This window comes from Pseudomonas sp. SORGH_AS_0199 (assembly GCF_031453735.1).
Taxonomy (GTDB): domain Bacteria; phylum Pseudomonadota; class Gammaproteobacteria; order Pseudomonadales; family Pseudomonadaceae; genus Chryseomonas; species Chryseomonas aestiva.
Map to the genome: position 1 here is coordinate 3,648,031 of NZ_JAVJAE010000001.1, position 14,152 is coordinate 3,662,182.

At 69.6% G+C, this 14,152-nt stretch carries 8 protein-coding genes; 6 read left to right on the forward strand and 2 right to left on the reverse strand.

Annotated features, from left to right (window positions below):
* The first annotated feature begins 1 nt into the window (after position 1).
* The 6 genes from QE444_RS17090 to QE444_RS17115 all read left to right on the forward strand — a co-directional run bounded on the left by QE444_RS17090 (position 2) and on the right by QE444_RS17115 (position 6,585).
* Positions 2-457, forward strand: coding sequence for a chemotaxis protein CheW (locus QE444_RS17090; RefSeq protein ID WP_273862279.1), 456 nt, complete (start codon positions 2-4; stop codon positions 455-457).
* Positions 454-1,701: a protein-glutamate O-methyltransferase CheR gene (locus QE444_RS17095; protein WP_187979685.1), complete on the forward strand. Its 1,248-nt coding sequence runs from the start codon at positions 454-456 to the stop codon at positions 1,699-1,701. The genes QE444_RS17090 and QE444_RS17095 overlap by 4 nt, the downstream gene beginning before the upstream one ends.
* Complete coding sequence (locus QE444_RS17100; RefSeq protein WP_187979686.1) at positions 1,698-2,225, forward strand: chemotaxis protein CheW; 528 nt, start codon at positions 1,698-1,700, stop codon at positions 2,223-2,225. The genes QE444_RS17095 and QE444_RS17100 overlap by 4 nt, the downstream gene beginning before the upstream one ends.
* Positions 2,222-4,408: a hybrid sensor histidine kinase/response regulator gene (locus tag QE444_RS17105; RefSeq protein ID WP_273862280.1), complete on the forward strand. Its 2,187-nt coding sequence runs from the start codon at positions 2,222-2,224 to the stop codon at positions 4,406-4,408. The genes QE444_RS17100 and QE444_RS17105 overlap by 4 nt, the downstream gene beginning before the upstream one ends.
* Positions 4,405-5,442 (forward strand): chemotaxis-specific protein-glutamate methyltransferase CheB, encoded by a 1,038-nt coding sequence (cheB, locus tag QE444_RS17110; protein ID WP_273862281.1) that lies wholly within the window; start codon positions 4,405-4,407, stop codon positions 5,440-5,442. The genes QE444_RS17105 and cheB overlap by 4 nt, the downstream gene beginning before the upstream one ends.
* Positions 5,443-5,538: 96 nt before the next feature.
* Positions 5,539-6,585 (forward strand): diguanylate cyclase, encoded by a 1,047-nt coding sequence (locus QE444_RS17115; RefSeq protein WP_273862282.1) that lies wholly within the window; start codon positions 5,539-5,541, stop codon positions 6,583-6,585.
* Here QE444_RS17115 and QE444_RS17120 read toward each other — a convergent pair.
* Both QE444_RS17120 and QE444_RS17125 read right to left on the reverse strand, forming a co-directional pair.
* A complete protein-coding gene (locus QE444_RS17120; protein WP_133861098.1) occupies positions 6,582-7,496 on the reverse strand; it encodes a diguanylate cyclase domain-containing protein in 915 nt (304 codons plus the stop codon). The two genes, QE444_RS17115 and QE444_RS17120, sit on opposite strands and share 4 nt — an antisense overlap.
* Before the next feature lie 6 nt (positions 7,497-7,502).
* On the reverse strand, positions 7,503-14,108 hold the full coding sequence (locus QE444_RS17125; RefSeq protein ID WP_309740235.1) for a response regulator: 6,606 nt from the start codon (positions 14,106-14,108) through the stop codon (positions 7,503-7,505).
* Positions 14,109-14,152: the final 44 nt, after the last annotated feature.

Here is a 14,152-nt window from a genome sequence, read left to right on the forward strand (position 1 = left end):
CATGCAGATCCTGATCTTCCAGCTGGCCGATGCCGCGGCGGCCCTGCCGACGACGGCGATCCGCCAGGTGCTGCCCCTGTTGCAGCTCACCCGCTTCCCTGCTGCGCCGGCGGGCGTCGCCGGCCTGATGAACCTGCACGGCGCGGCGATCCCGGTGGTCGATGTCACCGCTATGAGCGGCGGCCTGGGTGCCCGGGCGCGCCAGGACACCCGCATCCTGCTGGTGGACTTCACCCTGCCCGATGGCCGCAGCCGGCCGCTCGGACTGGTAGTGGAAGGCGTCGCCGGCGTGCGTCGGATCTCCGCCAGCGTGCCGCGACCGGCAGGTGTCCGACTACCCGACTATCCCTGGCTCGGCGAGGTGCTGGAGACGCCCGAGGGCCTCTGGATGTGGCTGGAACCGGATCGCCTGCTCTCACCGGCCCTGGCCGCCCTGCTGTTCCAGGAGGCCGCGTGAAGCTCGATCCCCGGCTGGCGCCCCTGGTACGGGCGCGCACCGGCCTGGCCATCGCCGACGACATGCTCGGTCGCGCCATCCGCCAGCGCCTGCGCGAGCGCCAGGAGGGCGATGCGGAGGACTACATGGCGCGCGTCCTCGACGACGAAGCGGAATTCGCCGATCTGCTGGACCTGCTGGTCATTCCCGAGACCTGGTTCTTTCGCGATCCCCAGGCCATCGCCCATGCCGCCCGCTTCGCCCAGGAACGCCATGCCCGCAGCGGCGCACCGGTGCGGCTGCTCAGCCTGCCCTGCTCCACCGGGGAAGAGCCCTATACCCTGGCCATGGCGCTGTTCGACACCGGCCTGCCGGCCCAGGCCTTCGAGGTGACCGCGGTGGATATCAACGAGCCGTCCCTGGAGCGCGCCCGCCGCGGCCTCTATGGGCGCAATTCCTTTCGCGCCCGCGACCTGAGCTTTCGCGATCGCTATTTCGCACCCGAGGGCGATCGCCATCGCCTGGCCGAACGGGTGCGCAACCAAGTGCGTTTTCGCCAGGGCAACATCCTGCAGCTGGGCAGCCTGCGCGACGGCACCGCCTTCGACGTGGTGCTCTGCCGCAACCTGCTGATCTATTTCGACGACCAGACCCAGGGCCGCGCCCTCAGTCACCTGGCCGCGCTCATGCACGACGATGGCCTGCTCTGCGTCGGCAGTTCGGAGATGGTCAGCGCCATGCGCCACGGCTTCGCCAGCCTGGGCGTGGCCCACGCCTCCGCCCTGGTCAAACGTCAGGCCGTCGCCCCCGAACAACCGCGCCCGCCCACACCGGCTGCGCCGCCACGGCGCAAGGCCGCGCCGCGCCCACCCGCGGCGGCGAACCTGCCTGCGCGCCTGCGCGCCAGAAGCACGCCTTCACCTGCCCCGGCTACCCCCGTCTCCGCCGCCCCTGCGCCGCTCGAAGAAGCCCGGCGCCTGGCCGATGCCGGGCGCGGCACCGAAGCCGAGGCGCTGTTGCGCAACCTGCTCGAGACGGATCGCAGCCAGGCCGGTGCCCACTTCCTGCTGGCGCTGATCCTGCCCGACGCCCGCGCCGCCGAAGCCGAGCGGGCGCTGCGCCAGGCACTTTATCTGGAGCCAGGCCACTACCCCGCCCTCTGTCGCCTGGCGCTGATCTGTGAAAGAGCCGGCCGACTCGACGAAGCCGGACGCCTGCGCGAACGTGCCGCGCGCATCCAGACCCGCGCCGGTGACGAGGCATGAGCCTGAACCGTGAACTCAGCGCCCTGGAGCGCGCCGCCTGGGCCGAGCACTATGCCGAGCCGCTGGACGATCGCCAGGCGCGCTCGGCCAGTGCGCTGGTCTTTCGCCTCGGCGCGGAATGGCTGGGGCTGCCGGGCAGTTGCCTGGTGACCGCCACCGAACCCACCGCCGTGCACCGCGTCCCGCACCGGCGCTCGCCACTGCTGCGCGGCATCGTCCCGGTGCGCGGTCAGCTGCAGCCCTGCATCGCCCTGGAGCTGCTGCTGGCGGTGGCGCCGGCTGAACAGACCCGCGGCTTTCCGCGCCTGTTGCTGCTGCATGTCGGGCGCCGCGACTGGGCGGTGCAGGTAGACGAGGTGCTGGGCCTGCAGCGCTATGCCCCGGGCGAGGTGCAGCCGCCGCCAGCCACCCTGGGCGGCGAGTTGCTCAGCTACCTGGGCGGCGTCTATCGCGAAGGCGCGCACCAGGTCGGCCTGCTCGAGCTGACGCGCCTGGAGCGGGCCCTGGAAGAGGCGCTGCGATGAGTCAGCCGCCGCGCGATGTGCGCGAGATGTCGCTCTACGATCTCTTCGCCAGCGAGGTGCAGAGTCATCTGCAGGCGCTGGATGCCGGTCTGTTGCGCCTGGAGCGCGACCCCAGCGACACCGGGGTGATCGAGCCGATGATGCGCGCGGCCCATTCCATCAAGGGCGCGGCGCGCATCGTCGACCTCGACGGCCTGGTGGAGCTGGCCCACGCCATGGAGGACTGCCTGGTCGCGGTCCAGGCCGGACGTCGCCAGCTCGGCCCGGCGGACCTCGATCGGCTGTTTCGCTGCGTCGACGTCCTCGGCGAGGTCAGTCGCCTGGACGAGGCCGCCAGCCAGCGCTGGCAGCGCGAACAGCGCGATAGCCAGCGGGCGCTGGCGCAGGCGCTGAGCGCTGGCGCGGGCGATCCGCCGCCAGCGGCCGCAGGCGCCCCCCGTGAGTCGGCGCCGGCGCCCGTCGTACCCGAAGAACCAGCCCCCGACGTCGAGCGCGGCCGGGACCCGCTGCGGGTGGACAGCGGTCGCTTCAACCAGATTCTCGCCCTCACCAGCGAAGCCCGGGTCATGGGCCTCGGCCTGCATGGCCTGGTCCAGGGTTTCCAGGGCTATCGCGCGGAATTGCAGGGCCTGTTCGGCCAGGCCCAGGCGGTCAGCAGCGAAGTGCGTCAGCGCCAGGAAGGGTTGCTCGATCGCTATCAGCAGCAGCTGCAGGCGCTGGAAGCCTACGAGCGGCGCCTGCTCGGGGTCTGCCAGGGTCTGCTGGACGAGGTGCTGGGGGTGCGCATGCGCCCGCTGCGCGATGCCGTCCAGGGCTTTCCGCGGCTGGTGCGCGACCTGGCCCGGGGCCTGGACAAGGACGCCATGCTGCAGGTGGACGGCGCCGACACCCTGATCGATCGGGAGGTGCTGGCGCGACTGGAAAGCCCGCTCAATCACCTCTTGCGCAACGCCGTCGACCATGGCCTGGAAACCCCGGCCGAACGCCGCGCCCTGGGCAAGCCCGAGTGCGGCCAGATCCGCCTGGAGGCACGCCATGTCGCCGGCCGCCTGCAGGTCAGCCTGCACGACGACGGCCGCGGCCTGGACCTGGAGCGCATCCGCGCCGCGGTCATCGCCCGGCGCCTTAGTCCGGCGCCGGTGGCCGCCGAGCTGAGCCCGGCGGAGTTGCTGGAGTTTCTGCTGCTGCCCGGCTTCAGTCTCAAGGAGACGGTGACCGAGCTGTCCGGTCGCGGGGTGGGCCTGGACGTGGTGGCCGACGCCATTCGCGCCCTGGATGGCGAGGTGCGCCTGGAAACCCGGCCGGGGCTGGGCTTCAGTACCCACCTGCTGGTACCGGTCAGTCGCTCCATCGTCCGGGCGCTGATCGTCGACATCGCCGGCGAGGCCTATGCCCTGCCGGTCAATCGCATCGAACGGGTGCTGCGCCTGGATCCGGCCGAGGTGCACTCGCTGGAGGGCAAGGCCTTCTTCCTGCTCGGCGAGGGTCGCCTGGGGCTGGTCGCGGCGCATCAGCTGCTGGAGCTGGATGGCGCGCCGCCCAGCGGCGATCTCGCCGTGCTGGTGATCGGTGGTGGTGACCGGCGCTACGGGCTGGTGGTGGATCGCCTGCGCGGCGAACAGGGCCTGGCGCTCAAGCCGCTGGACGAGATCTTCGGCAAGTTGCGCTCGGTCATCGCCGGGGCGCTGCTCGACGACGGCAGCCCGGTGCTCCTGCTGGACGTGGCCGACCTGCTCACCGGCATCGAGCGACTGCTCGGCGAGGGCCGCCTGCGGCAGGTGCAGAGCGGCGCGGCCACGGACAACCGCAGGGTCAAGCGAGTCCTGGTGGTGGACGACTCCCTCACCGTGCGCGAGATGGAGCGCAAGCTCCTGGAAGGCCAGGGTTATCAGGTGGAGGTGGCGGTGGACGGCATGGACGGCTGGAACGCCGTGCGCGCCGGTGAATTCGACATGCTGCTGTCGGATATCGACATGCCGCGCATGAACGGTATCGAGCTGGTGGAACTGGTGCGCCGCGATCCGCGTCTGCATGCCCTGCCGGTGATGATCGTCTCCTACAAGGATCGCCCGGAGGATCGGCTCAAGGGCATGCAGGCCGGTGCCGACTACTATCTGACCAAGGGCAGCTTCCACGACGACGCCCTGATCACCGCCGTGCAGGACCTCATCGGAGCCCCATGAGAATCGCCATCGTCAACGATCTGTTGCTCGCCACCGAGGCCTTGCGTCGCCTGCTGATCGGCGACGGGCGCCATACGGTCGCCTGGATCGCCCATGACGGCGAGGAAGCCGTGGCGCGCTGCGCCGAGGACCGCCCGGATCTGATCCTCATGGACCTGCAGATGCCCCGCCTGGACGGCATCGAGGCAACGCGCCGGATCATGGCGCAGTCGCCCTGCGCCATCCTCATGGTCACCGCCACCCCCGATGACTGCGAGGGGGTGTTTCGCGCCATGGGCGCCGGCGCCCTCGACGTGACCGCTACCCCGGCCTTGAGCGGCGGTGCCGATGGTGGCGCCCTGCTGCGCAAGATCGCCCGTATCGAACCCCTGGTGCGGCTGCCCGAACGACCCGCGCGCCCGCCCCAGGCCACCGCTGCCACGCCGAGCACCGCGGCCGACGCCACCCGCGATAGCCTGGTGGCCATCGGTGCCTCCACGGGTGGACCGGCGGCCCTGGTCAGCCTGTTCGAGACCTGGGCGCCCACCAAGGAGGCCAGCGTGGTGCTGGTGCAGCATATCGACCGCCGCTTCGCCCCCAGTTTCATCGGTTGGCTCGGCACCCAGATCGCCTGGCCGGTCACCGCCGCCATGCCCGGCGCCCTGCCGGAGCCCGGCCACGTCGCCGTGGCCCTGGGTGACGATCACCTGCTGCTGGATGAGCGCGGCCGCTTCGCCTATACCGCCGAGCCGGTGGACTACCCCTATCGTCCCTCGGTGGATGTGTTCTTTACCCAGCTCGCCAGCCACCCGCTGCGAGCCAGCAAGGCCCTGGGCATCCTGCTGACCGGCATGGGCCGCGATGGCGCCAGCGGCCTCTATGCCCTGCGCCAGAGCGGCTGCCCGACCCTGGCCCAGGACGAGGCCAGTTGCGCCGTATACGGCATGCCCGCGGCTGCGGTTAGAATGGGCGCCGCGGAGCGCATTCTCAGCCCCGCGCAGATCGGCGCCTGGCTGCAAAGACGCTTCGGCAACGGCTCGCGTAACATGACATGAAAGGTCGCCAACAGGAGCGTTGGACGGCGCAGTGGCAGGGATTGGCCAAGAAGAGACGCGGGACGCCCGACCCCGCCCGCACAAGGACTCGCAGTAATGGCCACGCATGAGGGTAACGCCCAGGATAGCCTGACCGCACCCAAGGTGCGCCTGCTGCTGGTGGACGATCAGCTGATCATCATCGAAGCCTTGCGGCGGATGATCGCCGATCAGCCCGACATCGAGCTGCATTACTGCCTGGACGCTCACCAGGCGGTCAACATGGCCCTGCAACTCAAACCCACGGTGGTCCTGCAGGACCTGATCATGCCCGAGATCGACGGTCTGGAAACGGTCAGGCGCTTCCGCGCCGAACCGGCCCTGCGCGACGTGCCCATCGTGGTGCTCTCCTCCAAGGAGGATCCCCAGGTCAAGGCGCAGAGCTTCGCGACCGGTGCCAACGACTATCTGGTCAAGCTGCCCGACAAGCTGGAACTGCTGGCGCGGGTGCGCTACCACTCCGAGGCCCACGTCCTGCGCGCCCAGCGCGACGAGGCCTTTCGCTTCCTGCGCGAGAGCCAGCGCCAGCTCGCCGAAGCCAATATCCAGTTGCAGAAGCTGGTGGCCATCGACAGCCTCACCGGCATCAACAACCGCCGTCATTTCGACCAGACCTACGAGGGCGAATGGCTGCGCGCCCGGCGCAATCGCCAGCCGCTGGCGCTGCTGCTGTGCGATGTCGACCACTTCAAGCGCTACAACGACACCTATGGCCATCTCAGCGGCGATCTCTGCCTGAAGAAGGTGGCGGCGGTGCTCACCGAGCAACTCAAGCGCCCGGCCGATCTGGTGGCCCGCTACGGCGGCGAGGAATTCGCCATGGTGCTGCCGGAGACCGACGCCGAGGGTGCGCTCAAGGTCGCCGAAGCCTGCCGTGCCGGGGTGGAACGGCTGCAGGTGGCGCATTCCGGCAGCGACCTCGGTTTCGTCACCATCTCCATCGGCGTCGGCAGCATCCAGCCGCAGAGCGGCGACGATCACGAAGCCTTCATCGAATGCACCGACCAGGCCCTGTACCAGGCCAAGGCCGAAGGCCGCAACCGGGTGCATCTGGTCAAGGGCGGCAAGGAGCTGGCGTCCCAGGGCGTTTCGCCAACCGGCTAGAAGCTGCGACTGACCAGGCGATTACGCCCTTCGGCCTTGGCTTGGTAAAGCAGGTTGTCGGCGGCCTTGAGCAGCCCGTCGGGAGTCTGTTCGGGGGTCGGATTGCAGCAGGCCAGGCCCATGCTCATGGTTAGCCAGAGGCGGTCCTCCGCCAGCGGATGAGCGATGCGCAACTCGGCGATGCCCTGCCGGCAGCGCTCCAGCACCGCTTCCGCCGCCGTGCGCGTGGCGCCCGGTAGCAGGAGCACGAATTCCTCCCCGCCATAGCGCGCCAGGCAGTCCCGCTCGCGGATGCGCTGCTCCAGCACCTGGGCGACCCGCGCCAGCGCCTGATCCCCGGCGCCGTGGCCGTGGGTATCGTTGTACTGCTTGAAGTAATCGATATCGAGCATGGCGATGGCCAGCGAACCCCGCCGGCTGACCGCCAGCTGCCACTCGATCGTCAGCTGCTCGTCGAAGCGACGGCGATTGCCCACCGCAGTCAGCGGATCCATGTGCGCCAATTCCTCCAGCAGCCGCCGCTGACGGGCCAGTTGCAGGTGCAGCCGCACCCGCGCCAGCACGGCCAGTGGATTGAAGGGCTTCTGGATGAAGTCGCTGGCGCCCAGCTCGAAGCACTCCACCTCGCGGTGCAGGTCGTTGGCCGCGGTGATGAAGATCACCGGGATGGCGCTGGTCTCGGCGCGGCGCTTGAACAGCTGGATCAGCTGCAGGCCGTCGATGCCGGGCATCACCACGTCCAGCAGGATCAGATCCGGGTGTTCGCGGGCGGCCTTGGTCAGTGCCTGGACCCCGCTCTTGGCCAGCATGATGCGCGCCTCGTTGCGCAACAGATCGCCGAGGACGCGCAGATTGCTCTTCTGATCGTCGACGATAAGGATCAACGGCAGCTCGGGACGACGCCCCTCCATCGGCAACTATCCCGACCGTTGTCCGGCCTGCCGCACTCGCCGCAGCAGATCCGCGGTGGCATCGGCGGCATGTTCGAACTCGACGTCGTTCACCCACTCGCGGATCCGTACCACGTCGGCGCTGTGCGGGGTGCTCACGCAGGCGCGCAACAGGGTGTCGAGCACCTCCTCGGCAGCGAAATCCGACGTCTGCAGGAGTCCGACCAGGCGTTCGAGCAGGGCTTCCAGTTCCTCGACGGCGGCCTCCTCGCCGCCGGCGACCTCGACCAGGATCTCGTCGAGCGACGCCAGGCACCGCTCGGCCTCGGCCTGCAGGCGGCGCACCTCCTCACCAATGGGCTGGGCCAGCCGGATCCGGGTGGTCAGGCGTTGCGCCGCTTCCTGCAAGTCCAAGGCGCCGACATAGGCGGCGGTGGCCTGCAGGCCGTGGGCGCATTCGAACAGCGCGGTGACATCGTCGGCCGCGCGCCAAGCGGCGATCCGCCCAGGCAATTCGGCCTGCTGCACGCGGAAATCCCGCATCAGCTGCTCATAGAGCTCGGCGCTGCCGCGCAGCAGGCGCAGCGCCGACTCGGGTTCGAGCACCGCACTGGCCCGCGCGCGTGCCAGCACGCCGACCTCCTTCACATCCCCCCCCTCTTCCACTGCCTTGCGCTCGGCGCGCTGCAGCTGCTCGAGATTGGCCCAGGCGGCGATGATACGGAACAGCTCGGCGGGATCGAGCGGCTTAACCAGGTGATCGTTCATGCCCGCATCCAGGCACCGCTCGCGATCGCCGGGCAGGCCGTTGGCGGTCATGGCGATGACCGGCAGCGCGGCCAGCGCCGGGCGGGTGCGCAATTCGCGGGTGGCCGACAGGCCGTCCAGGCGCGGCATATGGACGTCCATCAGCACCAGGTCGTAGCGCTGCCGCTCCAGCTGGTCCAGCGCCGCCTGGCCATCTTCGGCCACGTCGATCAGGATGCCGCTGCCCTGCAGGAAGCCGATGACCACCTGGCGGTTGATGGCGTTGTCGTCCACCAGCAGCAGGCGAATGCCCTGCAGATCCACCACGCTTTGGCCCACCGTCGGCGCGGTCACCGGTGTCAGGCCCAGCCCGGACAGCAGTCGCTGCACGGCGGGACCGGTAACCGGTTTGTCGAGGAGTTCCAGACCTGGCAGATCCTCGCCCAGGCTGCGCACCTCTTCCGCCTCGTAGGGCGAGGCCAGCAGGGTCAGCGCCAGCTCCGGCTGACGGAAGCGCAACTGGCGCGCCAGCGCCAGGCCGTCCTCGGCGCCCAGGCGCCAATCGACGATGGCCAGTTCGAAGACCGCCGTGGCCATGGCCGCCAGGGCCTGCTCGGTGGATTCCGCTTCCACCACCTGCATGCCCAGTTCGCGCAGGCGTTGCCCCAGGGTGCGCCGGGCCAGGCCGTGGTCGTCCACCAGCAGGACCTGCCGCGGCGTCTGGCTGGGCAGCCGCTCCGGCTCGCCCACCACCGGCAGGGTCAGACGCAGGGTAAAGCAGGAGCCGCGCCCGGCTTCGCTATGGACCTCGAGGGTGCCGCCCATGAGTTCGGTGAGCTGGCGGGAGATCGCCAGGCCCAGGCCGGTACCGCCATAGCGACGGCTGATGGAGCCATCCGCCTGGGTGAAGGGCTGGAAGAGTTGCGCCTGCTGCGCCTCGGTCAGGCCGATGCCGGTGTCTTCCACCGCCAGGCTGAAATGGGCACGACCCGCTTCGCAGACGGCACCGACGCGGATCAGCACATGGCCCCGCTCGGTGAACTTGACCGCATTGCTCAGCAGATTGACCAGCACCTGCTGCAGGCGCAGCGGATCGCCTTCCAGCGCCAGGGGAATGTCCGGACCGCAATCCAGCACCAGTTCGACGCCCTTCTCGTGGGCCTTGATGGCGCAGAGATTAAGCGTGCGTTCGAGCACCTTGGCCAGGTTGAAGCCCAGTTGTTCGAGCTGGGTACCACCGGCTTCGTTGCGCGAATAGTCGAGCACGTCGTTGATCACCCCCAGCAGGGTCTCGCCAGAGTCGAGGATCTTGCCGACGTGGCCGCGCTGTTCGCCGGACAGCCGGGTGCCCAGGGTCAGGCGGCTGAGGCCGATCACCGCATTGAGCGGGGTGCGGATCTCGTGGCTCATGGTCGCCAGGAACAGCGACTTGGCGGCCGCCGCTTCCTCGGCCCGGATGCGCGCCTGGTCCAGTTCGAGGGTCCGTTCGCCGACGCGCTGCTCCAGGGTTTCGTAGATCTGCGCGTGCTCCAGGGAGATCGCCGCCTGGGTGGCCAGGATGCCCAGCACCTGCAGCCGACCCGGGGTGAAGGCCTGGGCCAGCAGGTTGTTTTCCAGATAGAGGATGCCGATCAGGCGGCCCTGGCGCAGCACCGGCAGGCAGCAGACCGAGCGCGGACGCCGCGCGCGGATGTAGACGTCGCGCACGAAGCGGCCGGCGCGGGCGGCGTCATCGAGGATCACCGGTTCGCGGTGACGGATCACGTGGGACACCAGGGTCAGGGGCACCAGGCCCTCGCCGGAGTCCTGTTCGTTCAGCGCCAGTGGCAGCCCCTGCAGCACCTTGGGCTCGGCCGAGCTGCTGCAGATCGAGGCCTGCACCAGCCAGCGACCGCCCTCGGGCAACAGCAGCAGGCCATGCTGGGCGCCGCCCTCCTCCAGGATGATGCGCATCATCCGCGCCAGCAACTGATCCAGCGCCAGCTCGTTGGAGATGGTCTGTAGCGACTTGAGCACCGACAGCCAGTCCAGCCGCATCATCTCGCTGGTGGCCTGGCCCTGGGTGCGCTGCACCGTCAGGGCGGTGGCCTCGGCCGCGCGCAACCAGTGGGGGAATTCGTTCTCCAGCGCCTGGGCCTTGGCCGCGGCGCCCCAGTGCAGATAGCTGCGCTGGGCATCCTGCAGATAGGTCCGGGCGATCCGCGGACGCTGCTGTTCCAGCCAGAAGCGCCCATAGAGTTCCTCGGCCAGCGCCGCGCCCTGGCGAAAGCCGTGCAACCGCGCGGATTCCAGTGCCTGTTCGTAGAGATCCATGGCCGCTTCGACCCGGCCCTCGCGGCGCGCCCGCTCGGCCGCCACCAGGTCACGCTTGTGGGCGAAGTTTTCCGGGCAGTGCGCGGCCCAGCCGTTCAGCCGTTCCTGGGCGATCTCGACCTTGGCCAGCGCCTCACCCGCCAGTTCGCTCTCGGCCAGCAGGATCAGCGCCTGATAGAAGGCGTGCTCGGCGATGCTGAACCAGCCGAAGCTCGCCGCCAGCGAGGCTTCCATGGCTTCGGCGTGCTGCCGCGCCTGGGGCAGCCGGCGGAACAGCAGCGCCGCCTGCATCTTGTTGAAGTCGTAGTAGTTCAGACAGAGCACATGGCCGCTGTCCTGCATCTGCCGCACCAGCGCCGCTTCGTCCTGACCCTCTTCGTCCCAGCTCTCCTGACCCGGGGTGAGCCCCTGCAGCAGCCGCAGCGACTGGCGCAGGATGGTGAAGATCTCCAGGGTGTTGGGATCGCCGATGCCCAGCAGGATCCGCTCGATCTCCGCGGTTTCGCCGAGGATGTCGTCCAGCGGGGCCCCGGCGTGCTGCAGGTGCTTGAGGATGTGGAAGGCGCTGTAGGCGGTGAAGATGATCTCGCCGGTGCGCTGACCGGCGGCCAGGGCCTCGCGCAGCAGGGCGACGTTGTCCGCGATGGGGCTCGACCAGGGACTGTTGGTCACCGCGAACATGGTGTAGACCTTGCACTTGAGCGGCAGATTGCCGGTGCGGTCGACCAGGTCGACGGCCAGGCGCCCGACCTGGCAACCCAGTTCGTAGCGACCGTGGAAGGCCGACAGCAGCGAGCCGTAGTTGGCATAGCCGAAGGGCGAGAGATCGCCATTGCCGTACTGGATCGACAGCTTGACGATGCGCATGACCGCCAGCAGGCTCATCGGCAGGTCGACGTTGATCGCCGGCCCCCAGAGCAGGCCCAGCAGGCGGATCAGCAACTGGGCACGCGGATCTTCCATGCGTGGCAGGTCGAGCAGCGCCGCCGGACTGCGCTCGGCGAGCCAGGCCTCGACCTCGGCGCTGTCGGCGCCGATGGCCTGGTTGATGGCGTCCGGCGCTTCCGGCCAGGGTTCGTCCAGCACCTGGAGGCCGGCCTTGGCCACCACCAGGGCTTCGGTGAAGCGCCCGAGGCCACTGTAGAGGTCGATCTGCAGGGCCCGCACCCCGGCTTCCTCGAAGATGGTGAGCGCCCGCGGCAGCAGCACTTCGCAGATGCGTAGGGCCTCGTTGGCATCGCCACAGAGGTGCGCGACCTCGGCCCATTCCCGATGCAGCTGGAACAGCAGCTCATGGCGGCTCTCCCAGGCCGCATCGTCGATCAGCGCGACCGCCGTGCGCAGAAACTCCTGGGCGGCGGGATAGGCGTTGGCCTGGCGCGCCTTGCGCGCGGCGTCCAGATTGAGTTCCAGCAGCTGCAGCCGCTCGGCGGGCGTCTCGATCAGCGCCAGCGCCAGGTTGAGGTGATTGACCGCGTCCAGCCGCGTGGCGCTGCCTTCGGCGAGATAGAGCTGACCGGCGCGCAGGTGGACCCGCTCGCGCTCGGCAGGCGCCAGCAGCGAGTGAGCGGCATGGCGTACCTGATCGTGCAGGAAACTGTAGTGCGTGGGCGTCTGTTCCCCCGCCGGGCCGCCTTCGGGCTCGGTGAGCAGGCCTTCCTGCACCAGCGACTGGCAGAGGCGGCGGATGTCCGCGGGCGATTCCGCCATCAGCGCGGCGAGGCGATCGCTGGAGAAATGGGTGCCCAGACAGGCTGCCCACTGCAGCAGTTGCGAGGTGCTCGCCGGCAGCTCCTTGAGCTTGCCGACCATGAAGTCGACGACATTGTCGTAGACGTCCAGGGCCTGCAGCCGCGCCAACTCCCAGTGCCACTGACCCTGCTCGCCGTCGAACTCCAGCAGGCCTTCCTGCTGCAGACTGCGCAGCAACTGCTCGATGAAGAAGGGATTGCCGAGGGTCTTGTCCAGGCAGAGCCCGGCCAGGGCCGCCTGCTCCGCCGCCGGTGCCGGCAGCAGTTCGGCGATCAGGCGCTCGATCTCCACCCGCGACAGCGGACCCAGCGACAGGGTACGTATCAGCGCCGCGCCGAGCAGGCGCTCCAGGGCGCTGCCGGCGAGCTGTTCTTCACGATGGGTCGCCACCAGCAGCAACGGCCCCTGGTCGGTCCGCGCCAGCAGGCGCTCGATCAGGCGCAGCGACGCGCTGTCGGCCCACTGCAGATCGTCCAGCCACAGCAGCAGCGGACGGGTGTCCACGGCGAAGGCCAGCAGCAGCGCGATCACGGCTTCGTCGAAGCGTTGTTCGGCCTGTAGTGGCGGCAGTTCGGCCACCGGTGCCTGGGGCCCGAGCCAGGTGGCCAGCTCGGGCGAGACCTCGGTCAGCACCCCGGCGTTGCCACCCAGAGCCTCGACCAGGCGGTCGGCAAAGGCTTCGCCCAGACTCTGCCCGACCTCGACCAGCTCGCGCACGGCCTGGCGCAGGGCGCCATAGGGCACGCCGCTGCCAAGGGTCTCGAACTTGCCGTGGGCGAGCAGCACCCGCTCGCCCTGGCGACGGACGAAGGACTGCACCAGCGCCGATTTGCCCACCCCGGAACTGCCACTGACGAAGACGGCTTCGATCCGGCCCAGGGTCGCCCGCGCCAGCGCCTCTTCGAGCAAACGCAGGGGCGCGCCGCGCCCCTGCAGGGTGCGTACCGGCATCAGGCGTGCCGGCGGATCCTGCTCGCCCAGGGCGAAGCCCCCCCGCTCGCCGGCCTGATGGGCCGCCTGGCAGCGCTGCAGATCGCGCAGGATGCCGTAGCAGCCCTGGTAGCGTTCCTCGGCGGCCTTGGCCATGAGCTTGTCCACCAGCGCCGCCAGCATCGGCGGTACCGTCGGCACCCGCTCGACCAGCGAGGGCGCACGCATCGCCAGGTGCGCATGCACCAGTTCGAGCGGGTCCTGGGCGCGAAACGGTGGCTCGCCCGCGAGCATCTCGTAGAAGGTCACGCCCAGCGCATAGAAGTCGCTGCGATAGTCCTGATGGCGCCCGGTCCGCCCGCTCTGCTCCGGGGCCAGATAGGTGAGCGAGCCCTCCAGGCGGGCATCGCTGCCCTGGACGGTGCCAAAGGCCGTGGCGATGCCCAGATCGGTCAGCCGCAGGCTGCCCGTGGTGCAGTTGCAGACGATGTTGCGCGGATTGAGGTCGTTGTGGGCGATGCGCAACCGGTGCAGCCGCGCCAGGGCACGGACGATGGCCAGCGCCCAGTCGAAGAAGTCATCCAGCGCCAGCGGCCCGGCGGCGAGCAACCCGGCGAGGTCGGTGCCGCCGATGTCTTCGAGCACCAGCACCTGCCGACCCTGGTATTCCAGCAGTTCCAGGGCGGCGCTCACCGCCCCGCTGGCACTGGCCCGGCGGGTCAGTTCGAATTCATGGCGCAGCCCGGCCTGGGCCTGGGGCGTGGGATAGTCGGCGGCCAGCTGCTTGAGGATCACCGGCTGGCCATCGGCCAGGCGCGTGCCGCGGTAGATCAGGGCATGGCGGCTTTCGCTCACCCGCGCCTTGCAGCTGTAGCCTGGAATCCTCAACACCGCGTTCGCCTCGATCCTCGGCCGACCGGGCGATACCGGGCCAG

Excerpts from the sequence above, each read along its gene's own strand:
- QE444_RS17120 (WP_133861098.1), bottom strand. The coding sequence starts at position 7,496 with ATGGAGGGGCGTCGTCCCGAGCTGCCGTTGATCCTTATCGTCGACGAT.
- QE444_RS17100 (WP_187979686.1), top strand. The coding sequence starts at position 1,698 with ATGAGCCTGAACCGTGAACTCAGCGCCCTGGAGCGCGCCGCCTGGGCC.
- QE444_RS17090 (WP_273862279.1), top strand. The coding sequence starts at position 2 with ATGCAGATCCTGATCTTCCAGCTGGCCGATGCCGCGGCGGCCCTGCCG.
- QE444_RS17105 (WP_273862280.1), top strand. The coding sequence starts at position 2,222 with ATGAGTCAGCCGCCGCGCGATGTGCGCGAGATGTCGCTCTACGATCTC.
- QE444_RS17115 (WP_273862282.1), top strand. The coding sequence starts at position 5,539 with ATGGCCACGCATGAGGGTAACGCCCAGGATAGCCTGACCGCACCCAAG.
- cheB (WP_273862281.1), top strand. The coding sequence starts at position 4,405 with ATGAGAATCGCCATCGTCAACGATCTGTTGCTCGCCACCGAGGCCTTG.